The organism is Flavobacterium sp. (assembly GCF_044357305.1).
Taxonomy (GTDB): domain Bacteria; phylum Bacteroidota; class Bacteroidia; order Flavobacteriales; family Flavobacteriaceae; genus Flavobacterium.
The window spans coordinates 371277-395168 of the sequence record NZ_JBIKPS010000001.1; the positions used below are offsets into that span (position 1 = coordinate 371277).

Genomic DNA, 23892 nt, shown 5'->3' on the forward strand with positions numbered 1-23892 from the left:
GCTAGATATCTTTTTTAACCAAAATAAAAAAATCATTTTCCAAAGCCATATAGCCTTGGTCGTAAACAAAACAGTACGTATTTCCTGACTTGGTATTTAAAATATTTGTAAAATATTCAAAATCAAATCCTTTGCCTAACATTTTAGATCGGGTAGTTTTCGACTTCCCATCTACATTTAATTCCGACAGAATTCTATAATTCTTCCGCAATTTATTGTTAGTATTGCGCATATAATTAGTGCTGTCTTTGTTAATTTTATTGTTGTAAGCATTGCGACAACCATCGCTACAGAACTTTTTGTCCTCACGACCTACAATTTTTTCGTTACATTCCAAACAGTTTTTATTCATACTATTTTCTTTTTTTAAGAGCAGATGTTTGGGGCATTATTTGGTTACTAAATTCCTGCTTTCCGTTCCAATCTGTCATTGCGAGGAACGAAACAATCCAATAGTACAATTTGTTTATCGCAATGCCAGGATTTCCACTGCAATCAGGGCTAAACACAAACGGTAGTGTTTATTTGTTTCATTTCCAATACCACACTACTATTACGATAGTAACAATATCAAATGTAATAAAAAATTTCCATTTACAAACGCTTACAAGTAGTTACAACCGAAAGTAAATGGTTACTTACCGAATAATATTGTTGAACCGTCGCAACTTTGCAATGTTGAAAGTGAGTAACATAATTACTACAACTTCCACTATTTAAAAACAATAATTTTAACAATTTAAATTTAAACGCCATGAATGCATTAAGAAACAAAGTACAATTAATTGGACATGTGGGTCAAGACCCTGAAATCAAAACTCTTGAAGGAGGAAAAAAAGTTGCAAACATTACCCTCGCTACCAACGAGGTATATTACAAAGAAAACGGAGATAAAGTAGAACAAACCGAATGGCACCGTGTATCTGCTTGGGGTAAAGTTGCCGACATTATTGAAAAATATGTAACCAAAGGCAAAGAAATTGCTATTGAAGGCAAACTCACTCACCGTTCTTATGACGATAAAAACGGAGAAAAACGCTACATCACCGAAGTGGTTGCCAATGAAATTTTACTTTTGGGTAAGTAAAAACAACATTAACCTAAAAGGCGAATTTTTTCGTCTTTTAGGTTTTTATTTATTTAACTTTAGTGTGTGTTTTTATGGTGTGGCTTTAGTGTTACTAATCTGAAATCTTATTATATTGCTAGTTTGTAATTGATAATGGGAAGAAATACATCCAAAATTTTATTTAATGACAATCTATGAGTTATAATCAATTTAAATTTAACTTAAACCCAATTTGAACAAGCAATTATAACTCGCTTTAATCTCTATATAATCCCTTCATTTCTTTTTCCAAAAGGGGTATATAGTCAATCTTTAACAAGCCAAGTCTCATAGCTGGCATAAATTCGTTAATTAATCTTTCCTCGCTATTAGAAACTTGTTTACTTTCATCTGTAGGTCTTTCTACTAATATTAAATTTAGATAAACATTTGATTTTGTTGAAATTCTATAATAGTACAGTTTGTTTAGCATTACATAAAGCCTTTCCCGGAACAACATTAATGGTGCACTTCTTAATTTAATTTCTATAAACATTTCACTATTTTCTGTTTCTACATATCCATCAAAAACGGGATTATGAATGCTAATTGGATCTATATCCTTTTGCGGAACTAGAATTTGAGCATTTTCTATAAATTTATACCTTTTTAATTCCTTATTTTCTATAAATTTATTTAAAACATATTGTTCTAATTTAGGTAAGTTTAATCTTTTTCTAGGCGCGCTTAGATTAGTTGTTTTTTCTTCTTCTTCAACAAGAATTTCCGAGATTTTTTCTTTTTGATTTTCTTCATTTTGAGTAGTTTCTTTGTCTGCTTTTATTACTGATGAAAGTATTGATTTTACTAATTCTTCAGAAATCCCATTATTATTAGTCATTGATTGCCCTTGGGAAATATTATTTGAAACTATTAGGTTGAATAGTTTTTCATTAGTTTCTTTTAATTCAACAATTTTTTCGTTTTTTTCAGCAACAGTTTTTTTTAATGAAATAAACTGGCCTAATGAAAAACTATCAAATATTTCACTTAGAGATAAAATTATCAATAGTCCTAAAAGTATTATTATCCCATTTGATATTTCACCTTTTGGTTCAAAAATATAAAATTTACTGATTATCAGTGAGATTATTAATACACCCAATATGACAATAAGCGTTCTTACAAAATAATTAATTTTAGACTTTTTTTTCTTTTTATTTTCCATTTTTGGCAAAGTGACTGATGTGTTTTATCCCCTAACTCAACTCAGGTTGTAACGCTATAGCATTATTACTCAGCATTTCATTTATTTGGTTAATTGCCTTCTTGGTTTTTTTGGTATTACACTCGTTAAGCAAAATATTTTTCCATCCATTTTTTAAATTTAGAATTAAAAACAGAGATTTAGTTGGTTTCCAAAATTTGAAATACGCTTTAATGATTTTATCCCAAAAAGTAAAACAGCGAATCAGTTCAATACTCTCAATTTCTTGAAAAGGTATTACATAATTGCCTTTAAAATAGTTAGAATTGTTTATAATTAAATAATTGTTTTCAAGGTATAATTCAAAAACTGGATTTGAGCTAATAATGTAATTGTTTTCCATCCTTTTTATATTTAAAATTGTTTTTACAATATTAATACTATAAATTACATTAACAAATTATTGCCAATGCTTTTTATCGTAAGTAAATTGTATATAAACGATTATTTATTAAAAATAATCTAAAATATATATAAATCAACTAATGTAAACGTCATTATATCATTTTTGTAAAAGCGAATTGCAATAGTCATAATTTAAATTTATGGCTAAAATGAATTGAGGATCTGCACAGATTTACATGTACGAAAATAATTCTAGAAGTAGTATTGTAATTAGCGACGGCGCCAACTGGACTTATTTCAATTAGGAATTAAGTAATTCTTGCAAACAATTAATAAACAACCCAACATGGTAACCATCCATCAAACCATGGTGCACATGAATGGATACTGCTATTGTTTTTTTACCGTTTTCTTCCATCATTTTTCCAAACGATATCTTTGGGCAACTATCGGGCCAAGTGAAACTTCGGGCATGTGAAAACGAAGTAAAATTTATCAAAGGTAAAGCCGAAAAGTGAATTAAATTCTCACCATATTCCTCCCGAGTGAATAACCCTGTGGTGGATTGAATTCGGGTAATTTCTTTCATTACGATTTCAGAAAATAGGATAGTATCTTCTTGATATTCCATCAACGAAAAGCCAAAAGTTTTATCTTCTCGTAATACCGTTGCCGAAGCATTTATTTGATCAAAAACATAAATGTCTTCTCCAATAATTCGGTACCGAAAAGCCTCAATAGTATTTACTGCCGTTAAAGTTTTATGCAAATAATAAGAAAAAAAAGAAACTCCTAAAGATGCCGCTTTATCATAAGCCATAGTGCAATCTATAGTAACAGTAATTCCAAAAAAAGGTTCTTCCATTTGTTTAAAAAACAAGAAATGTTCCTTACGGTTCCAAGTATCGAGATTAAGTTTTTCTTTCATATATACCATTTTTAAAATTTTAAACCATTAAGAAATTAAGTTTCATTAAGTCTTAATGTGTCTTAATTTCTTAATGTTTTAGAAAAATAAATTTGCTAAATTATTTTAATAGTAATGGCAAAACATCCGTAATTTTTTCGAACGTTTTAAATTGGGATGTTCCACTTTATGGCTTATTTTCTCGTGTTCCCAAGTGGTGTGGAACGGAATATGAACCGCATGACCGCCAATGGCTAGCACAGGCAAAACATCTGATTTTAAAGAATTTCCAATCATAAAAAATTCGGAAGCATTAATTTCCAATCGCAACAATAATTTTTCGTAATTGAGTTCTTGCTTATCGGCCATAACTTCTATATGGTGAAAATAATGTCCTAAACCCGAATCGTGTAACTTGCGTTGTTGGTCTTTCAGGTCGCCTTTTGTGGCAACTATAAGTTTGTATTTTCCGTGTAATTGTGCCAATGTTTCTTCTACACCTTCCAATAAAACAATAGGTTTTTGAAGTAATTCTTTTCCAGAAACAATAATTTTTTCAATAATTTCCATCGAAATGGTATTGTCTGAAATTTTCATCGCGGCTTCAATCATCGAAAGAATATAACCTTTGATTCCGTAGCCATACAAATCTAAATTCTGAATTTCAACTCTAAATAATTCTTGCGATAATCCTTGTTGCGATAAATAATCACTCATCAAAGCACAAAATTTTTGCTCGGTTTCTTGAAAATAAGGCTCGTTTATAAATAGGGTATCGTCAGCATCAAAAGCAATTACTTTTAGTTTCATTTTTTAATTATTTAAAGCATAATCATCCACTAAATTCATTAATTCTTGTTTGCGATTTTCTTCCAATAAAGAATATTGAAACGAATTTTTTGCCAAAAGAACTACCTCGGCTTTCGATAAATGTAATGCTTCTTGAATGGCAATAAAATTCTGATTCAAATAACCACCAAAATAAGCAGGATCATCGGAATTTACCGTGGCTTTAATGCCTTTATCCAACATCGTTTTTAAAGGATGGTCTTTCAAATCGTCAACCACTTTCAACTCTAAATTAGATAGTGGGCAAACCGTTAAAGCCATATCCCTTTGGATGATTTCGTTTACCAATTTTTCATCGGTCAAACAATTATTTCCGTGGTCGATGCGTACAATTTTTAATCCATCAATGGCTTCCCAAACGTATTCAGCCGGACCTTCTTCGCCAGCATGTGCCAACAATACATAGCCAGCTTTAGCAGATGCTTCAAAAACTTTATAGAATTTAGAAGGTGGATTTCCTTTTTCGGAGGAATCCAAACCTACAGCTTTTATTAAATGTTTAAATGGCAACGATTGCTCCAAAGTTTTAAATGCTGCTTCCTCGGGTAAATGGCGCAAATAACTCATAATTAAAAACGAAGAAATACCCCATTTTTCTTGGGCTTCGTTTCGTGCTTTTTGAATTCCGTTGATTACCGTTTCAAAGGCAATGCCGCGTTCCGTATGCGTTTGTGGGTCGAACATAATTTCGGTATGCACAATGTTTTCTTCGTGGCATTTGGTTAAATAGGCCATGGTAAGATCGTAAAAATCTTCCTCCTGAAGTAACACACTTGCACCTGCATAATAAATGTTTAAGAAATCCTGCAAACACGAAAATTTATAGGCTTCCTTAACTTCTTCAATGCTTTTATATGGAATTTCAATTGTATTGCGTTGCGCTAAAGCAAACATCAATTCGGGTTCCAACGAACCTTCAATGTGTAAATGCAATTCGGCTTTTGGAAGTTTAGAGAGGAAGTTTTTCATTTTTATTTTTTGAAAAAATTAAGACTTTATATGTAATTCAGTTATTTTTTTGGTCATAAACCATTAAGAAAGTTAAGCAAATTAGGGCTTAATGAAACTTAAATTCTTAATGGTTTAAAAAAATTAGTCTTAAAGTTATATTAACTAATCAACGCACCATTGGCAACGCCATCGGCATCTGGGTTTACAAAAACTAGTTTTCCTTCGGCATTGTTACTCATCAAAATCATCCCTTGACTTTCCACGCCGCGTAAGGCTCTTGGTGCTAAATTCACTAAAACCGTAACACGTTTTCCAATCACTTCTTCAGGTGAAAAATGTTCGGCAATTCCAGAAACTATGGTTCTTACATCCATTCCGGTATCTACTTTCAAAACTAAAAGTTTGTTGGCTTTGGGCATTTTTTCGGCTTCCAAAATAGTTCCCACACGCAAATCTAATTTTGAAAAATCTTCAAAAGTTGCGGTTTCTTTTTGCGCTTCTGTCTTTGCGAGAGACGAAGCAATCTCCTCTGTATTTGCTTTTTTAGTAGCCTCTAGTTTGTCTATTTGTTTTTGAATTTCCGTATCTTCTATTTGAGCGAATAATATTTCGGCTTCTCCTATTTGGTGTCCTGCCGGAATTAAATCGGACGTTTCGGCAACATCTTTCCAACTCAAGTTCAATTCTGTTTTTAAAATCCCCGATAATTTACACGCCGTAAACGGCAAGAAGGGCTCACACAAAACACGTAAAGCAGCAGCAATTTGCAAAGCCACATACATTTGTGTTTGCACACGCTCCGGATTGGTTTTTACCATTTTCCAAGGCTCTTCGTCGGCCAAATATTTATTTCCTAATCGAGCAACGTTCATCAATTCGCCTTGCGCTTCTCTAAATCGGTAGCGTTCAATAGAACTAGAAATCACCGCTGGATAAGCTTTTAATTCATTTAAAGTTTGTTCGTCCACCTCTGAAAATTCATTTGGTGACGGAACAATTCCGTTGTAGTATTTATTGGTTAAAACCACCACTCTATTGATGAAATTTCCAAAAATAGCCGCCAATTCATTATTATTTCTTGCTTGAAAATCCTTCCAAGTAAAGTCATTATCTTTATTTTCTGGTGCGTTCGAGGTCAATGCATAACGCAAAGAATCTTGCTTATCCGGAAAATCCAGTAAATATTCATGCAACCAAACCGCCCAGTTTTTAGAAGTCGAAAGTTTGTTTCCTTCCAAATTCAAAAATTCATTGGCAGGCACATTATCTGGTAAAATATAACTTCCTTCGGCTTTCAACATCGCAGGAAAAATAATACAATGAAACACAATATTGTCTTTCCCAATAAAGTGGACTAATTTAGTACCCGCATCTTTCCAATACGGCTCCCAGTCTTTTCCTTCACGAGCAGCCCATTCTTTGGTAGACGAGATATAGCCAATTGGCGCATCAAACCACACATATAATTTTTTTCCTTCGGCACCAGCCACAGGAACATCAATTCCCCAATCTAAATCGCGGGTAACCGCACGAGGTTTTAAACCATCGTCCAACCAGGATTTCACCTGGCCTAAAACATTGTTTTTCCAGTCTTTTTCATGCCCAACTAAAATCCATTCTTTCAAGAAATCTTGGTATCTATCCAAAGGCAAAAACCAATGTTTAGTAGATTTTAAAATCGGAGTATCACCAGTAATGGTAGATTTTGGGTTGATTAAATCGGTCGCGTTCAACGTCGAACCACATTTTTCACATTGGTCTCCGTATGCTTCTTCGTTACCACATTTTGGGCAAGTTCCCACCACAAAACGATCGGCAAGAAACTGATCGGCTTTAGCATCGTACAATTGTTCAGTAACTTCTTCAATAAAGTCGCCATTGTCGTATAATTTTCTAAAAAATTCTGAAGCGGTATCGTGGTGAATTTTAGAGGAAGTTCGGGAATAATTATCAAACGAAATTCCGAAATCGATAAACGATTTTCTAATAATTGCGTCGTATTTATCAATCACTTCTTGCGGTGTGATGCCCTCTTTTTTGGCTTTCATCGAAATGGCAACGCCATGTTCATCGCTTCCGCAAACGAAAAGCACATCTCTCCCTTGCAATCGCAAATAGCGCGCATAAATATCCGACGGGACATAAACGCCCGCTAAATGTCCTATATGAATTGGCCCGTTGGTGTAAGGCAACGCAGCCGTAATGGTATATCTTTTTGGATTTTCTAACATGATAATTTGGTATATATGATGCAAAAATAAGCAATTATTTTTTGTCATTACGAGGAACGTGGCAATCGGATGCTATTTCCTTCTTTACTCTGCAAATGAAATTCATCAAACGCCTAAAAAAATAAAATAATGTGAGATAATCTGTGTTAGGGCATTGGTTTTTATTGGAACTTAATTTATTAACCACATAGAAATATAGGTTTTATAAAATGGTTAAGGCGTTTCACTTTTTAGAGTATAACATAGTTATGTGAACCCAATTAATTGGGCTATCCAACTCTTTTTTTCTATGCTTCTATGTGGTTTAAATCAATTGGCACTTTATTTAACCACATAGAAATATAGGTTTTATAAAATGGTTAAGGCGTTTCACTTTTTAGAGTATAACATAGTTATGCGAACCCAATCAATTGGGCTATTCAACACTTTTTTCTATGCTTCTATGTGGTTTAAATCAATTGGCACTTTATTTAACCACATAGAAATATAGGTTTTATAAAATGGTTAAGGCGTTTCACTTTTTAGAGTATAACATAGTTATGTGAACCCAATTAATTGGGCTATCCAACTCTTTTTTCTATGCTTCTATGTGGTTTAAATCAATTGGCACTTTATTTAACCACATAGAAACATAGGTTTTATAAAATGGTTAAGGCGTTTCACTTTTTAGAGTATAACATAGTTATGTGAACCCAATTAATTGGGCTATCCAACTCTTTTTTTCTATGCTTCTATGTGGTTTAATTATTTTAATTATGAGTTTTTATTAATTGTATCCAACAGGTTAATTTATATATTTGTATTCGAGTTTCTAAAATCGAAAATGAAAAAATATCTATTCTATATTCTTATTTCTGTAGTCTCTAGTAACCTTCAAGCACAAAAAAAGATGATTATACCACCGTATTTAAAAAAAGGCGACACCATTGCTATAGTTGCAACTGCTCGTAAAAATGTGGAAGACAATTTGCAACCGGCTATAGAATGGCTCCACAATTGGGGATTGGAAGTAGTAATTGGTAAAACCATCGGCCTAGACAAAAATCAACTTGCTGGAACCGACGAAGAGCGTGCTGTCGATTTTCAAACCATGATGGACAACCCTAACATCAAAGCAATATGGTGTGTTCGTGGTGGCTATGGCACGGTACGCATGATTGATTTACTCGATTTTACTAAATTCAAGCAATCGCCTAAATGGGTAATTGGTTTTAGTGATGTAACCGTTTTGCACAGCCATTTAAACAATTTAGGATTTGCCTCCATCCACGGCATTATGCCGGTAAGCGTGAAAGCAACTGAAGAAGCCAAAGAAAGTTTGCGCAAAGCACTCTTTGGCGAATCTCTAGAATATACCGTTCCGTGTGAGCCAATGAACCGCTATGGTTCCGCCAAAGGCGAATTGGTTGGCGGAAATTTATCTATTTTATACAGCCTTTTAGGCTCTTCCTCAGCCATTGACTGCACCGATAAAATCCTTTTTATAGAAGACCTAGACGAATATTTGTACCATATTGACCGCATGATGATGAACCTAAAACGCAATGGTTGTTTGGAAAGTTTGAAAGGAATCATTGTGGGTGGCATGACCAAAATGCACGACAACGAAATCCCATGGGGAAAAAACGTTTTAGAAATTATTGACGATGTTACCAAGCCCTACCATATTCCGGTGATTTACAACTTCCCAGCAGGACATTCTGCCGATAATCATGCCTTGGTTCTTGGCAAACAGATTTATTTGGATGTAACCGATTTGGAAAGTAAAGTTTTATTTACGGATTAAATCCCAATAATTAAATTCCAAATTCCAATTTTGAAAGGAGTTGGATTTAATTTTTATATTTAACAAATAGATTGGAATTTGGAATTTATTTTTTTTGGAATTTTTAAATATTTATGGCCGAACACAACGAACTTGGTAAACATGGGGAAGAATTAGCCGTAGAATTTCTACAGCAAAAGGACTATGAAATTCTAGAAACCAACTGGACATTCCAAAAAGCCGAAATAGATATTATTGCGCAAAAAGAAAATACTTTAGCAATTGTAGAAGTAAAAACCAGATCGTCTATTGATTTTGGATTGCCCCAAGATTTTGTGAAACCCAAAAAAATCCAACTGCTCGTAAAAGCCGTCAACGAATATGTAATCGCTAATGATTTAGAGGTGGAAGTTCGATTTGATATTATAGCCATTCACAAAGAAGGAACGGAATATCATTTGGAACATATTGAAGATGCTTTTTATTATTTTTAAAAAAGGGTTTAACTTTAATCAAAAAGTTAAACCCCTGTATTTTTAAATTACACATTTTTTAGGATGGTGTCCCAGTTTTTTAATAATTTTTGAGTCTTTATTAAATAACTAAAATAGTTATTTTATTTATAAATTTATTTTGAAGATATATAATTTTGGATTTTTTTGTTTAATATTTGAAGCATTATCTTATTAATACTAATAGAATAATTCCTATTCTAATTACCACATGCTTTTCGAATAAAGTCAATTTGTTCCTTTACTAAATATGTCTTATATTTTAAAGATGAATTAAAATCTTTACAATAGTCATTATAACTTAAAGAATATTTCGCTACTCCCTTCATATACAATATAGAACTAATAATTAATGGATTATTTAATTTTTGCAAGTAGTATTGTTTTTCAGCAAGACACAAAGCATCTAAGCCTTTAATATTGTTTTTTTGTTGTATGTAAAGCCTTGAAAGATTATATATTGCATCAACATCATTAGGGCTTAGTATTAAAGCATTTTTAAAATCATCAATACCCTTTTTGGCATCATTTAAGTAACCATAGACACCACCTCTACCAATATATGCTAAAATTAAATAATTACTATCTTTTTCATTTTCTATTATAACAGAATAATCAAGAATTGCATTTTTAAGTAAATTTAACTGAATGTATGCTGAAGCTCTTGCCAAATATGCATCAGTGGATAGGTAATTTTGTTTTTTATCATCTTCGATTGTAATTGTAAATTGTTTTACGGCATTATTATAATCGCTATTATTGATAAAGTCAATTCCACTATTATAAGCGGAATTTGACTTTTCAGATGAAATGAATTTATTTTTTTCATTTCCTATATAAGACCTAAATTCATTGTTCTGGGAAAATGAATTTAAACAAATTAAAAGCATCAGAAAATAAATATATTTATATTTCATAATTTATTTATATTTTAAAAGTTAAAAAATATTTCAATTACAACTTTCATTAATATCTCTATAAGCATCATCTTCTCCTAATTCACCTGCTTTGTTTAAATCTTTGCAGCCTCCTTTTTTATCTTTTGTTAATATTTTTAATCTACCTCGATTAAGATAAGAGTTTCCGTCTTTAGGATTCAATTGTATGGCCTTAGAATAATCTGTAATTGCACCTATATAATTGTTAATATTAAATTTACATAATCCTCTACTATTATATAAGTAACTTTCATTTGGAGAAATTAATATAGCTTTATTATAATCTAAAATTGCGCCTTTATAATCTTCCAATTCTATTTTTAAATCTGCTATATTATCATAATAATCTGCATAATTTGGGTCTAATTCAATAGCTTTAGTATAGTCTTCAATAGCTCCTTTTACATCTTTCAATTCTTCTCTCCTTGAAGCTCTCGAACTATATTTGGATGCATCATTTGGATTCAAATCAATTGCTCTTGTGAGATATTTTATAGAATTTTGAAAATCATCAAATTCTTCAAATGAATAGGGAAATCCAATAGCAATAGCAGAATTTGCTTTTGCCTTATCGTTGGATTTTTCGATAAACTTTTCAAAATCGGAATTTGCACCTTTAATATCATTTAATTTATACCTTGAAAATGCTCTCCCTAAATAACTCGTTGAAGCTACTAAAGCTGTATCTGATTCTTTAGAATATAATTTTTCATAGAATTCAATACTTTTTGTAAAATAAGTTATAGCTGTTTTATAATCTTTAGTATACCATCTCGAATTCCCAATTCTTTGATACTCCTCATAAATTGGATTGGTACTGGCTTTAATATGTTTTTCAAAGTCAACATTAGCTCCCTCAGTGTCATTCAAAATTAATTTATATATACCCCTCATATAATAAACATCTTTATACAATGAATCTAATTCGATTACTTTATTTATATCATCAATAGAACCTTTAATATCCTTTAAATCTCTTTTCACCCTTGATTTTTCAAAAATAAATTTAGTATTATTTGGTTCCAATTCTAAGGCTATATTGTAATCAGATAATGCTCCATTATAGTCTTCTAATCGAAATTTAGAAAAACCTCTTTTGAAATAGGTTGATGCATCATTAGGATTCAAACTAATTGCTTTGCTATAATCAGAAATTTGAGCATCGAAATCAACAGGTTTTGATTCTGCCCTAGCTATATATGCATCTGCATATTTTGGATTCAATAAAATTGCCTTCGAATAATCTGAAATAGCACCATCCCAATCCCCTTTTTCATGTTTTAAATCCCCTCGTAATTTATATAATTTAGCATCTCTAGGATTTTTTAAAAGTTCTTTATTGATTGAAACTATAGATTTTGTTCTTAATTCTTCAGCTTTAACCTGAAATTTTACATTATTTCCTGTTAACTCTTCAAATTCTTCTAACACATTCCAAGTGATATTATGTTTACCTGAAACTACTTTATTACCAATATCACTACTAACTTTTTTAAGAGGCCCCTGCCAATTACTACCTCCATTTGTAGAAACATACAAACTCACTTTACATGGGGTTTTGGTTTCTAAATCATAGGATATAATTATATTGCTTTGCTCTTGGCGGATGTTGATATTGCTTACTTTTTGGGCATAAGAATTTAAACCTATAAGGCAAAGAAAAATGAAGTTTAAAAAAATATTTTTTACCATGTTAACGATTTCCATTTATCCCCAATTTCAGTTCCAGGCAAAACATCAGGCGTTTGTGTTTTACCGATTTTTAATACTTCTTTACTAACTTGATAATTCACATCTATAAACAACTCATTTAAAGTTCTAGCGCCTGCATATTCTTTTATGTTTTTTAAGAAAAAATAAGTGAAATATCCATGTTGTTTTTCTTTATATACTGCACTAGATTCAGTCCCTTTACTTGATGTGAAAACTACTAAATTACCTTGCACAGCATCAATTCTTGGTTTCACCTTAACCCCTTTCATGGCAACAAGCTCTTTGTTTCTAGCACCACCAGAAAAGCAAGCATCTAAAACTACTGTAGCTTTCAAAGTACGGAATTTTGTCAATTTTGAATACAAATCTACAATTGAAATTCCTTCTTGTGGGTTATTTCCATTTACATCAACAGGAATTAAAAAAGGTTCCTTAGTATTTTCATCAGGCAAACCGTGGCCGCTATAGTAAAATAATACTTCTGCTTTTCCTTTTTCAATTTCTATTGCCTTCTGAAGTTTTTCAATATTTTGTTTTATCTGTGAACTTGTTGGGTCAATGAGTAAATATACTTGGTCTTGCGGATAACCTAGTGTTATTTTTACATACTCTGAAAATACCCGAGCATCATTTGCGGCAAAATCAACATTTACTTCTTTGTCTAAACCATTTTGGTATTTAGCATAATCCTCACAACCGATTATTAAAGCATATTTTTTAGAATTTAAAGGTAATCCTTTAGGAATATCTTTGTCTACATCACTACGTAGGGACGCTTCTACAATATCAACTTTTACTTCGGCTCCTGCTTGAACAACTATTTTTTGTTGAGCCAAGGCTTGGTTTAAACTAAAACTTTTATCCCAATTCGAAGCAAACTTATTGTTTGATTCTTTCAAGGTTAGTTGAATTGGTAAACTACTCGCTGTATATTTAGAATTCAATATCATTTCATATTCAATACTTTTCTTCTCCCCTGGAGCTAGATTATCAAATTCTACAAAAGCTTCTCCATTTGTGATAAAAACATTATCAGGCACTTTAATAGCTGCAGAAACTTTATTAGCAATACCTTGCCCTAAATTTTGAACTAATAATTGAATTGAAAACGGTTTTTTCAACTCTAAGTTTGTACTTCCTGCTGCACCAGAAAAAATAACAAAATCAACCACTTTAACATCTGGAGCTAAAAATTTTCTAGTATTAACCTGCATGGTTACTTTTTCTGAACCAAATCCATTAGGTTCTTCTATTTCAATAGTAAACTCAATAGTTCCATCTACAGTATTGATATCGCTAGTAATGGGTAACTCATGGGTTTGAGTTTCTCCTAATTTTCCAACTTTTATTAACGATTGATTGTTTTTAAATGTAACACCATTTATACTTCCTGTAGCTTTTAATGCAGTAGTAAGATTTAATGCATCTCCTTTTCCAGAATTACGTAATTTGAATACAATACTGCATTTCTCATTAGCATTAATAGCTTTATTTCCATCAAAATCTACGAATGTTGGAGCTTCAAGAAACTCTAATAAAGGGGGTTCAATTTTTTTACGAATATCAAATGAACCCGATGATGATGTTGCCGTATTTTGCGCAAAAGTTGCGATGCTAAATACAAAACAAATAAAAAGTAAAATTGTTTTTTTCATAGTTAAAATAATTACATGAACTAATTGAATTGTTAATTTAGCTTGCAAAAATCTTGAAATCTCTTTAAAGCATTTATATTTGCTCGATGACTTTTATTTCCGAAATCAGCTTCACTTCCAAAATCATCATATTTGCTTACATAAAAATCAATATTTTCTTTAAGTTTATCAATTGTTATTAATTCTCTTACACAAATTTTTTCAACCCTATTACTATAATCATAAACTGTTGACGGCTTACCAGAAGAAGTTTGCTTACTATACCCTTCCTTGATTAAATAGTGTTCGAAGTAATCTAATTTATTAGATTTAGAATTTTCAGACTCAGTAGATTTATAGGATTTCATTTCTTTTATTTCCTTTCTATAGGAATCGTTTTTACCCACTTCAACCACCACTTTTACAATATTAGCTGCTTGCCAATTCCCATTTCTATATTCTTGACGAGACCTTAGGTTTCCAATTACATTAGAATTAGCATTCATTCTAGATGCATTCCAAATTTTAGAATCTTTATCTCCATTTTTATAAAAAGTGGTAATAATAGCTCTTTTTGTTTTTAATAGTGTATTTAAAAAAACTTCATTATTGTTTGGAATTAATTCAATTGGTAAAACAACATCTAGTTCTAAATCATTTGCCTTAATAGGTTGCTTACCATCCTTTTCGATAGAAATTGTATATTTATTTATTTTAATTTTCATGATTTGTTTGTTTTAAAATTAATTAGATTCAAATTCTGTCCGTTTTTAATATTAAATAGACTAATCCCTAATACAACGCACGGACAAACCTAATTGCTTATTTGAATTATTTCTGAATATGTTACCAATACTCCAATACAATTCTCTATCAAAAATATTATTTTTATCAAAATTTGATAATGACCACCAAATTCCTTTATATCCAATAACTTGAAAATCACCTAAGTTATCCCTGCAACCGCCAGGCAATGCCTCGAATCCACTGATATTATTTGCGTCTGAATTTGGTTCCACCCAAAATCTAGTTCCAATTGACTTCATTTTACTTCCTGCAACATTTTCTCCACCTAAAAAATCAATTAAAGTTTTCCATTCCTCATCGGAAGCTATATGAAATCCTTTAGGAGCAATACCTCTAGGGTCATTTATTGCATACCAGTTGTATAGTTTTCCATAATGGTATCCATTAACTGGTTTGTTATCATAGAAACACCAAGCCCCTTTTTTTAACTTTGACCATTTATCTGAATCTTTAACCTCATAAATTAAATCTCCATTATTGTAATATCTAGTATCTATATTATATTTCATCCATTCTTGAGTGCCAATTATAACCGTTTCAATATCATCTATAATAGCCGCTTTCACTTGAAATTTAATATTCTCTCCTTTTAACTCTTCAAATTCTTCTAAAACATTCCAAGTGATATTGTGACTTCCAGATGTTATTTTGTTTCCAACATCTCCACTTACTTTATTTAATGGTCCTTGCCATGTAGTTCCACCATTAGTAGATACATACAAACTTACTTTACAGGGTAATTCAGCTTCTAAATCATAAGAAACAATAATAGTACTTAGCTCCTGACGTGTAGTTATGTTACTCGCTTTTTGAGCAGTACTATAAAGACCAATAAAAAATATAATTAGTAGTAACTTTTTCATTTTTATCATTTTACAATAAATAATGTGTGATAATCTACTTTTCGTTGATCGGGCATAATAGAATAAATCCAACTAAAAATAGCCTCGCTACTTGTAACTTGGTCTTTATCCATTTTAATAAAGGGAATTTCGGTTTTTGTAAATACAAAAATTAATCTATTGGATTCCTTATCCTTTATGTTGGTCTCCAATTCATAATCTACATTACCTAAAGGAAATTTATAGGGTTGTTTTGCTAGTAATGAAGTATTTTTTTCATAAATATTTGGAAACATTAAAGTAGCTTCCGAATCATTAATATTAAAAATAGTCAAATAACAATTCTGTGATGTAGTTACGTTGAAAATTAGATTGTCATGATTATTATAAACCGCTTTTAAACCTTCAATATTTGCATCAAAAGTTATATCTGGTTTGGTTTCATATTTTATAACAGTTGCATCAATAGTTATTTCAATATATATTTCAACTTCACTTTTCTTAATTGTTGCCTCATTAACAATATTAAAAGACTCCACAGCCCCTTGAATTTCAGATTGAATACCTGAACTAAAGAACTGGGAGTAATCATTTTTCTCTTGACTAGTAAAAAGCAATTGGTAGGACTTAATATTTTCACCAACTCCTACAGCTTTAAGTGCGTTAATTTTAGCATCATTTAAAGCTAATTCCTTTGCTTGATTAGGACTGACATCCCTACTAATAAAAGCTTTTCCTTTTATTGTGCTAACTTTTATCTGTTTTTGGGCGGAAAGATTTAATGCAAAAAAGAGAATTAAAAAATAGCGCGAAAGATTATTGCTCTTTTGACATTTTTTCCATTTCGGAGTTAAAAACATCTTCAAATTTCTTTTTGTCATAATCCAGTTGGAGTTTTTCATTTTTACTAATCTTGGCTTCTACTCCATCTAAAATTGATTGTTTAGAAGTTTCAATTGCAACCCAGTAGGAAAATTTTCCGTCAGTTTCCTTAAATATTTTTTCATCTATAACTCTAACATCAGTGAGCGTTTGGTCAACAACTTCTCTTGCTAGTTCTTCAAATTTATTTTCAAAGTCTTGTTTATCACCAACAGTTCTTTGATTAGTATATTGGTCAGTAACTCTTTTAACAATTGCTTTTATATTTCCAGCTAATTCAGATTTTGCATTTTGAAGTGCTATTTTTTTAGAAGTTGCTAAATCTTGGCTTTTCCCCATTTGTTTAGCTCTAAAAAAATCTTTGTCTGTTTTATATTTGCTTTCAGAAAATGGTACTGAAATTTCTACTGCTCCAGTTGTTTTTTCAAGTGTTTGGGGAGTTTTACATGAAGTTACAGATAACATCATGAAAATGATTATTACTGAAATTAATAAACTTTGCTTTTTCATTTTTTATTTGTTTAAATTATTTTTTATTAAGTACTATTTTTCTTACGCAAGTTTACAAAAAATATTTGTATAATGTAAGTTACAGAATTGATATTTTAACTTTTATTCTTTATTACTATCCAATACTCTTTTGTAAATCACTTGTCCTGGTGCATCACTAACATAATCTGCTACCATAGTGTCTTCATCAATAAATATGAATTTACCAATTGCTTCCCAATTGTTTGCTTCATGGATTGTACTTAAATAAAAAAATCCTTTATTAAACTGATAACCTACAACTTTAAAATAATTGCCTGTTAAGTTTGAAAAATCCACAATTTTTAATTCTTTTTTATTTTCAATAGTAAATTCTATTTCATCACTTTTGGAAGTCCATTTACCTTCTAAGAATTTCTTAGTTATCTTTTGTGCATTAGCACTAATAGTTACTAAGCATACTAACAACAATACTATATTTTTCATGATACTTTTTTTAATTTATTTTTAAATCTTTCATACTAAAACTAGGATTCCCAACCAACGCAATATCGTAACTTTTAATTGTTGGAATTATTTTAACTGTTTTCTTGCCGTTTTCATAACTGTAATGAGTTGTAACGCCTTCGCTTTTATCACTTGAAACAAAAATTTGTTTTTTGTTATCATTTGTAAATGGCTTTTTCAATTCTGTATGAACAGCACCATAATTGGTAGACGCTTTATAGCATTCTTCTATATTTTTACCGTTAAAGAACTCCGTCAGGAATAAATCTACTCCACCAGTGTAATTGTCTGCAAAATAGCAACTAGCTCCTATACTAAAGAAAGGTTGAGCATAATCGGTAACTCGTTTTGTAGCTTCTACTATACCAATATCCTTAACATCTAAAGCAGAAGATCCAGCACCACCACAAACCGATTTAAATAACACTAGTGCATTTTTTTTGAGTTGGAACTCTTCTAGAATCTGTTTAGTGTAAATAAATTTTTTAAGACACAAACCACCAGTGGCACCATTAATTCCTAGGGTACTACCGTGTCCTGCATAAACAAAAAAGCTTGCTGTTTTAGCTGCAGCTTTTATAGATTCCCAATTGGTATCTTTATCATAAAACTTAGTAACTTTTACTCCGTTTTTGATAAATATCAAAGCAAGAGAATCCATTTCTACCATTGCAGATTTTGTGCTTTCTTCCGTGTTTCCAACTACAAGAACAGCTTCAAGTGATGAATTTGATACTTTAACAGAGTGCTTAAACTCTCCCAAAGTATTTGAATTTGTAATTGTAGTAAAACCAAATAAAGCAAAAACTAAAATTTTAATTGAAAAAAATATTACTTGATTTTTCATATTAAATTATTTAACTCTATTATAAATTATGGAAGCTCCTTCACAACCTAATATATCACATTTTAATGTATTATTATCAATAAAAGTATATTTTGCTTCTGACAATAAATTGGTTTAAATAAAGACTTTAAATACCAAGCATCCTCTTTTATTTCCATAGACAACAAAATTAGTGGCGTTCCGGATGTTGTAGAAAATTCAATTATTTGATAATGCCCATAAACGTCTTTCCATATCACCATTTGTGTCGCATTTTTATCTGGCTCCCAATATCCAATTAGAGAATCCATATTCATTTTTACTTGAGAGAATGAAATCGTGCTCAATAATAGTAGAGTTCCTAATACTAACTTTTTCATAACTTTAAATTTAGGTTAATAATTATGTTTTCAATGAAAAAGTACATTAGCTACATCTTCATAGGTTTTCACTTTTTCATTATGTAGGTGCATGCGTACTTTTTGCTTTGCAGGTGTATTTGCAATTGAAGAAAAATCTGCATTTTTTATATAAGCGATTTTATTGTCTTTAGTCAACCCCCACAATAAATTATCATTGTTTGGATTGTATTTTACTTTATCAGAATATCTAAATAGGGCATTCGTATTTTTTTCAACCAATACCACATTATTCAAAGTAATTGGCTTACCATTTTCATCCACATAAACAGGATTAAACTCCCCGCCAGATGGGTAATTTTTGGGAGCATCACAATTAACAAATCCGAAATTATTGATGGTTAAGGTTCTTAATATTTTTTCTTCTCCACTCAAATCTTTGATTTCAAGTTTTTGGAATGATTTTACAATACCATAATATTTATCCCATTCAAATTTGATTTTATCGGAAATTACCTTTCTTTCCTCTATTAACTTAGCATATTTCTTTTGGTAGGTTTTCAGAGCATTATTATAATCTTTACCTGCTTCAAATGCCAAATAACATTCACATTTACTTTCTTTTCTAAAGGAACCATACTTTAAAATTGAAGTCACTTCAAAAATGCCGTTTTTTAATGGTTTCACTTTCATTTCTTGGGCATCCGAAATTTTGCATTTTGAAATATCGATAGGCTCAAAATGAACATTTTTATAATCTTCCATCTCTGGGAATTCTTTAGTTTCATCCAGTATAGTAAAGGAAGCTCTAGTGGCTACTTTTGGTGCTGGAGGAATAACCGGCAATGCATTAGTATCGCCTGCAATGGTAGTTACATTTATAGCGTCTTTACCTTTTTCAATCCATTTTCCATTGGTTTTATCTAAATCATACAAATTGAAATCTTTCGATTTTGTCCAACTAAATAAGTCAACTGCAATTTTGTTAGCAGGGTTTACAAATAATTCTTGGTTTTTGGACTTTGCAGTCAATTCCACCATGCCACCAGATTCTAAAACTTTATCCACACCATCCTCCTCATAATTCATAGGGATTCCTGCTAAATAAAAATCTAGAGGATTATAGAATTCTCTGAAGGAAATTTCTACTTTTCCTTTGATTAGATTACCTACTTTATCCAAAAAGGCATTAGCAGGAATGTTGATTTTAGCACCAAATTTTGAGTAAACAACATTTGGCTTACTTGGATCAATGGTAAATGTTTGGCACGGAATATCCAAGCCAGGAAGCGGTGGATTGGTCAGTAAATAAATATTACTCGTTACTTTTTGCTTTTCAACTGATTTAGGTCTGTTGCAAGAGCAATTTCGGATGCTTAGTAGTGCAATGATTACAACACCTGTGGCAAGGATGATTTTGGTTCTGTTTTTCATGATTAAAAAATTAGTTAGTAAATAAAACGGTTTCGTCTATTATCAAACAGCTCTCGTATTAGCTTTGTAAAGAAATTGAAACGTATATTTTTTTAAGTAATTTTTAACTCATGAAATAAGATTTGGGTAGGTTTATATTAAATTAACGAAGTAATTGTTAAAATATTGTTATAGTTTTATTAAAAATTACAAAATATTGTGAAAAAAATTAATAATTTAAATAAATAATCTATAATAGTCAATAAGTTAACTTAAAAATACTGCAAAAAATAACATGTAATAAATATGGAAAATATTGATTTTCATGCTTGGAAGTGTGCAAGTGAAATACTTATAGAAAAGTATTTATGAATTTAATTAAAGTATATTCCTATTGATTTTGGATTGCCCCAAGATTTTGTTAAACCCAAAAAAATCCAACTCCTAGTAAAAGCCGTCAACGAATATGTAATCGCTAATGATTTAGAGGTGGAAGTTCGCTTTGATATTATAGCCATTCACAAAGAAGGAGCGGAATATCATTTGGAACCTATTGAAGACGCTTTTTTCTATTTTTAACGTCAACATTTTTTAAAAAAACAATAAATTTAGTTACGCTTTTTATAAAGTTATATGATTTTTACTAACTTTATATCAAAAAAATTACCAATTTTACTATGAAAAAAATTTTTACAATTGCTTCGTTGTTGAGTTTTGTTTTTCTATTTGCTCAAAATGAGGTGGCAAAAAAGATACAAGATTTAGAAAAACAACGTACCGTATTTAAACCAATCTCCGTTTTAAATGTTTCTCAGGATAATATAAATAATGAAGCTAATAAAGTAGTTTCCAATGCTACTTTTGCAAAAATTAGAACTGCTGCAGTCAACGATATTGTTAAAAATAAATATGAGTTTATAGAACTTACAATTCCTTATAACGGAACTGTAGTTACTCTTGATTTGTATAAAGTGAATTTGTTTTCTAATGGATTTCAGATCGATACAGATAAAAATAAAAATATTACCTACCAATCGGGAGTTTATTATCGAGGAATCGTGAAAGGAGATTATACTTCTGTGGCGAGTTTCAACTTCTTTAACAATGAATTAAATGGGATAGTTTCCAATAACGAATTGACCAATTTAGTGATAGGAAAGTTAGATAAAAAGAGCAATATCACCGATTATATAGTGTATGCCGATTCAAATCTAAAACAAAGTAGTGGATTTGAGTGTTCTTTTAAAGATCCTGAAACCCTTCATTCAGAAGCTCAAAATCCAATTGATAATAGAGATAGTAATAGCACTAGATGTGTGACGATATATTTTGAAATTGATTACGATTTGTACCAACAAAATTCAGAAGACACCACTACAACAACAAACTGGTTGACTTCTGTTTTCAATAATGTACAGACATTATATAATAATAATGGAATCACAATTTCATTGAAGTCGATGTTTATTTGGACCACTCAAGATCCTTATGAAGGAATAGGAACTTCATCTAGTGATTATTTATTCCAATTTAATGAGGTTAGACCTACTTTTAATGGCGATGTTGGACAATTACTTGGAATAGACCCAGGAGGATTAGGTGGTGTTGCTGTAGGAATAAATGGACTTTGTTCTCAAAATAATTTTAGTTATTCCGATCTTAATAATATTAGTGTAACATCAGTTCCAACTTATTCTTGGTCTGTTCAAGTAATTACTCATGAATTCGGACATTTATTAGGATCAAGACACACCCATTCTTGTGCTTGGAACGGTAATAACACTGCTATAGATAATTGTGCTTCATCAGCATTAGGTTCTTCTGCGGAAGGATATTCTTGTAGAACTACGCCACTTACAATTCCATCAACTACAGTAAAAGGGACAATAATGAGTTATTGCCATTTGGTTTCGGGTGTTGGGATAAATTTTAATAACGGATTTGGACCACAACCAGCAGCGGCAATTTTGGCAGCAGTTAATGGTGGAACCTGTTTGAGTACAGATTGTATAAATACGTGCATCAATAGTATTTCTTCTATTTCAATTGATGCTATAGGTACAAATTCGGCAACAATTACTTGGTTAGATTCGGGAACTTTTACGGCTTGGAAAGTAAGTGTATATCCTTATGGTGGAACTCCTGGGTCTTGGGTAAATGTTACCACTGCAAGTTATCCAGCAATAGGATTGAATCCTAATTCTTATTATGTAGTTGAGATCCGTCCAACGTGCACCTCAGGTTTAGAAATAGGAGGAAGACAATTGATTTTTGTTACCGCTGGTGATTTTTGCAATGGTGTTGTATTTACAGATACAGGTGGTAGTTCAGGAAATTATTCTGATATGGAAACAGTTGTTAGAACTATAATTCCTAATGTGCCTAACAACGCTATTTTGTTATCATTCAATGCCTTTTCATTAGAATTAGATTATGATTATCTATACGTTTATGATGGAAATTCAACTGCTGCACCATTATTAAATGTTGGTGGTTCAACTGGAACAGATATTCCTGGACCTTATACATCTTCAGCTCCAGATGGTTCTTTAACTGTGCAATTCTATTCAGATCAAGCGGTTGCTGATGAAGGATTTGTGGCAACTATTTCTTGTACACCAAATCTTAGTGTAAATAATGTTAATGGTTATATTGATTTTAGTTACTATCCAAATCCAACAAACGGAAAAGTAGCAATTACTTCTAAAACACTTATGTCAGAAGTTACAGTTTACAATGTTACAGGGCAATTATTATATGAAAATAAAATAAATAATCTAAATACCAATGTAGATTTAGTCTCTTTTGCTACAGGAACTTATTTCTTCAAATTGAAATTTGATAGTGATAAAGAAGTCAATTTTAAAGTAATTAGAAATTAAAATTTACTCTGATTTAAAACAACAAAAACCATCTGACTTAGATGGTTTTTTTGTTTTAAATTCTATTCATTAGCTCCAATGCTTTATTTCTAGACTTTACATTTTCAAAAGTCAATAACAATCGCAAGCCGTTTTGCTTATTCTTTTTTTGGGATAGGATATTGCTATTAAGAGAAAAATAAAAGTGACACATTTTTAAGTGGTTTTTTGTAACTTTGTTTTTTAAATCAATCCTTATGACAAATATTGCATTAAAAATAAATGAGCGCACCAAAGCAGGTAAAACATTACTTTCTTTAATTAATTTATTTTCTAAAGAAAACAAAGGGGTTGAGATATGCGATATTCCAAACTTTGAAACCGTTAAAGCAATGTATGATGCTGAAAACAAAATAGCAATTACAAAAACTCAAAACTCCAAAGACTTGTTTCAAAAATTAGGCATCTAATGTACAGCTTAGTATATACTTCAAGGTTCAACAAGGATATTAAAGTTTGTAAAAAAGAAACTATAATTTCTCGAAACTTAAGACAGTAATAGAGATATTGGAAACTACGGGTAATTTACCGCAAAAATACCATCCTCATATATTAAGCGGTAACTATTCCAAACACTGGGAATGTCATATAAAACCAGATTGGCTTTTAATATGGTTGCACGATGAGAAAGCCAAAGAAATTACTTTGGTAAGAACAGGAACGCATAGCGACTTATTTTAGATTAT

24 protein-coding genes and 1 pseudogene are annotated in these 23892 nt (G+C 31.0%); 7 read left to right on the plus strand and 18 right to left on the minus strand.

What is annotated here, in order from left to right; translation table 11 throughout:
• Position 1: 1 nt before the first annotated feature.
• Positions 2-352: a hypothetical protein gene (locus tag ACIQ2J_RS01740; RefSeq protein WP_396165946.1), complete on the minus strand. Its 351-nt coding sequence runs from the start codon at positions 350-352 to the stop codon at positions 2-4.
• Positions 353-754: 402 nt separating this feature from the next.
• Here ACIQ2J_RS01740 and ACIQ2J_RS01745 point away from each other — a divergent pair, with 402 nt between their 5' ends.
• On the plus strand, positions 755-1087 hold the full coding sequence (locus ACIQ2J_RS01745) for a single-stranded DNA-binding protein (protein ID WP_396165948.1): 333 nt from the start codon (positions 755-757) through the stop codon (positions 1085-1087).
• A gap of 238 nt (positions 1088-1325) precedes the next feature.
• On the opposite strand, the gene ACIQ2J_RS01750 is transcribed toward ACIQ2J_RS01745, so the two are convergent.
• From ACIQ2J_RS01750 to metG, 6 genes are all read right to left on the minus strand, one after another.
• The gene (locus tag ACIQ2J_RS01750; RefSeq protein ID WP_396165951.1) at positions 1326-2276 is read right to left on the minus strand and encodes a hypothetical protein; all 951 of its coding nucleotides are present in this window, start codon (positions 2274-2276) and stop codon (positions 1326-1328) included.
• A gap of 31 nt (positions 2277-2307) precedes the next feature.
• Positions 2308-2658 carry a hypothetical protein gene (locus tag ACIQ2J_RS01755; RefSeq protein WP_396165953.1) on the minus strand — a complete coding sequence of 117 codons (351 nt, stop codon included), beginning with the start codon at positions 2656-2658 and terminating at the stop codon, positions 2308-2310.
• A gap of 303 nt (positions 2659-2961) precedes the next feature.
• Entirely contained in the window at positions 2962-3588 is a 627-nt protein-coding gene (locus ACIQ2J_RS01760; protein ID WP_396165955.1) for a CatA-like O-acetyltransferase, read from the minus strand.
• Positions 3589-3693: 105 nt separating this feature from the next.
• Positions 3694-4377, minus strand: a complete 684-nt coding sequence (locus ACIQ2J_RS01765; protein ID WP_396165956.1) for an HAD family hydrolase — start codon at positions 4375-4377, stop codon at positions 3694-3696.
• Between the two features lie 3 nt (positions 4378-4380).
• Positions 4381-5385, minus strand: a complete 1005-nt coding sequence (locus ACIQ2J_RS01770; protein ID WP_396165958.1) for an adenosine deaminase — start codon at positions 5383-5385, stop codon at positions 4381-4383.
• Positions 5386-5525: 140 nt separating this feature from the next.
• Complete coding sequence (metG, locus tag ACIQ2J_RS01775) at positions 5526-7598, minus strand: methionine--tRNA ligase (RefSeq protein WP_396165959.1); 2073 nt, start codon at positions 7596-7598, stop codon at positions 5526-5528.
• Positions 7599-8421: 823 nt separating this feature from the next.
• Between metG and ACIQ2J_RS01780 the strand changes: the two genes are divergently transcribed.
• Complete coding sequence (locus ACIQ2J_RS01780) at positions 8422-9384, plus strand: LD-carboxypeptidase (RefSeq protein WP_396165961.1); 963 nt, start codon at positions 8422-8424, stop codon at positions 9382-9384.
• Between the two features lie 113 nt (positions 9385-9497).
• The gene (locus ACIQ2J_RS01785) at positions 9498-9857 is read left to right on the plus strand and encodes a YraN family protein (RefSeq protein ID WP_396165963.1); all 360 of its coding nucleotides are present in this window, start codon (positions 9498-9500) and stop codon (positions 9855-9857) included.
• 218 nt (positions 9858-10075) lie between these two features.
• On the opposite strand, the gene ACIQ2J_RS01790 is transcribed toward ACIQ2J_RS01785, so the two are convergent.
• From ACIQ2J_RS01790 to ACIQ2J_RS01840, 11 genes are all read right to left on the minus strand, one after another.
• Positions 10076-10792 (minus strand): hypothetical protein, encoded by a 717-nt coding sequence (locus tag ACIQ2J_RS01790; RefSeq protein ID WP_396165966.1) that lies wholly within the window; start codon positions 10790-10792, stop codon positions 10076-10078.
• A gap of 33 nt (positions 10793-10825) precedes the next feature.
• Entirely contained in the window at positions 10826-12520 is a 1695-nt protein-coding gene (locus tag ACIQ2J_RS01795; RefSeq protein WP_396165970.1) for a tetratricopeptide repeat protein, read from the minus strand.
• Positions 12499-14181: a caspase family protein gene (locus ACIQ2J_RS01800; protein WP_396165972.1), complete on the minus strand. Its 1683-nt coding sequence runs from the start codon at positions 14179-14181 to the stop codon at positions 12499-12501. The genes ACIQ2J_RS01795 and ACIQ2J_RS01800 overlap by 22 nt, the downstream gene beginning before the upstream one ends.
• 32 nt (positions 14182-14213) lie before the next feature.
• A complete protein-coding gene (locus ACIQ2J_RS01805) occupies positions 14214-14885 on the minus strand; it encodes a hypothetical protein (protein ID WP_396165974.1) in 672 nt (223 codons plus the stop codon).
• 60 nt (positions 14886-14945) lie between these two features.
• A complete protein-coding gene (locus ACIQ2J_RS01810) occupies positions 14946-15830 on the minus strand; it encodes a fibrobacter succinogenes major paralogous domain-containing protein (RefSeq protein ID WP_396165976.1) in 885 nt (294 codons plus the stop codon).
• A 5-nt stretch (positions 15831-15835) separates the two neighbouring features.
• Positions 15836-16690, minus strand: a complete 855-nt coding sequence (locus ACIQ2J_RS01815) for a DUF4384 domain-containing protein (protein ID WP_396165978.1) — start codon at positions 16688-16690, stop codon at positions 15836-15838.
• Complete coding sequence (locus tag ACIQ2J_RS01820; protein ID WP_396165980.1) at positions 16626-17201, minus strand: hypothetical protein; 576 nt, start codon at positions 17199-17201, stop codon at positions 16626-16628. Before ACIQ2J_RS01820 ends, ACIQ2J_RS01815 begins: the two co-directional genes overlap by 65 nt.
• A 102-nt stretch (positions 17202-17303) precedes the next feature.
• Positions 17304-17666, minus strand: coding sequence for a hypothetical protein (locus tag ACIQ2J_RS01825; RefSeq protein WP_396165982.1), 363 nt, complete (start codon positions 17664-17666; stop codon positions 17304-17306).
• A 10-nt stretch (positions 17667-17676) separates the two neighbouring features.
• Positions 17677-18534: a hypothetical protein gene (locus tag ACIQ2J_RS01830; protein ID WP_396165984.1), complete on the minus strand. Its 858-nt coding sequence runs from the start codon at positions 18532-18534 to the stop codon at positions 17677-17679.
• A 62-nt stretch (positions 18535-18596) separates the two neighbouring features.
• Complete coding sequence (locus ACIQ2J_RS01835; protein WP_396165986.1) at positions 18597-18893, minus strand: hypothetical protein; 297 nt, start codon at positions 18891-18893, stop codon at positions 18597-18599.
• A 30-nt stretch (positions 18894-18923) separates the two neighbouring features.
• Positions 18924-20306, minus strand: a complete 1383-nt coding sequence (locus ACIQ2J_RS01840; RefSeq protein ID WP_396165988.1) for a hypothetical protein — start codon at positions 20304-20306, stop codon at positions 18924-18926.
• 372 nt (positions 20307-20678) lie between these two features.
• On the opposite strand from ACIQ2J_RS01840, the pseudogene ACIQ2J_RS01845 reads away from it, so the two are divergent.
• The 4 genes and pseudogenes from ACIQ2J_RS01845 to ACIQ2J_RS01860 form a co-directional block, all read left to right on the plus strand.
• Positions 20679-20864, plus strand: a pseudogene (locus ACIQ2J_RS01845) (endonuclease); the annotation flags it as partial.
• 98 nt (positions 20865-20962) lie between these two features.
• A complete protein-coding gene (locus ACIQ2J_RS01850; RefSeq protein ID WP_396165989.1) occupies positions 20963-23167 on the plus strand; it encodes a M12 family metallo-peptidase in 2205 nt (734 codons plus the stop codon).
• 236 nt (positions 23168-23403) lie between these two features.
• Positions 23404-23616 carry a hypothetical protein gene (locus tag ACIQ2J_RS01855; RefSeq protein WP_396165991.1) on the plus strand — a complete coding sequence of 71 codons (213 nt, stop codon included), beginning with the start codon at positions 23404-23406 and terminating at the stop codon, positions 23614-23616.
• A 97-nt stretch (positions 23617-23713) separates the two neighbouring features.
• Positions 23714-23887 carry a type II toxin-antitoxin system YafQ family toxin gene (locus tag ACIQ2J_RS01860; protein ID WP_396165993.1) on the plus strand — a complete coding sequence of 58 codons (174 nt, stop codon included), beginning with the start codon at positions 23714-23716 and terminating at the stop codon, positions 23885-23887.
• The last annotated feature ends 5 nt before the right edge of the window (positions 23888-23892 follow it).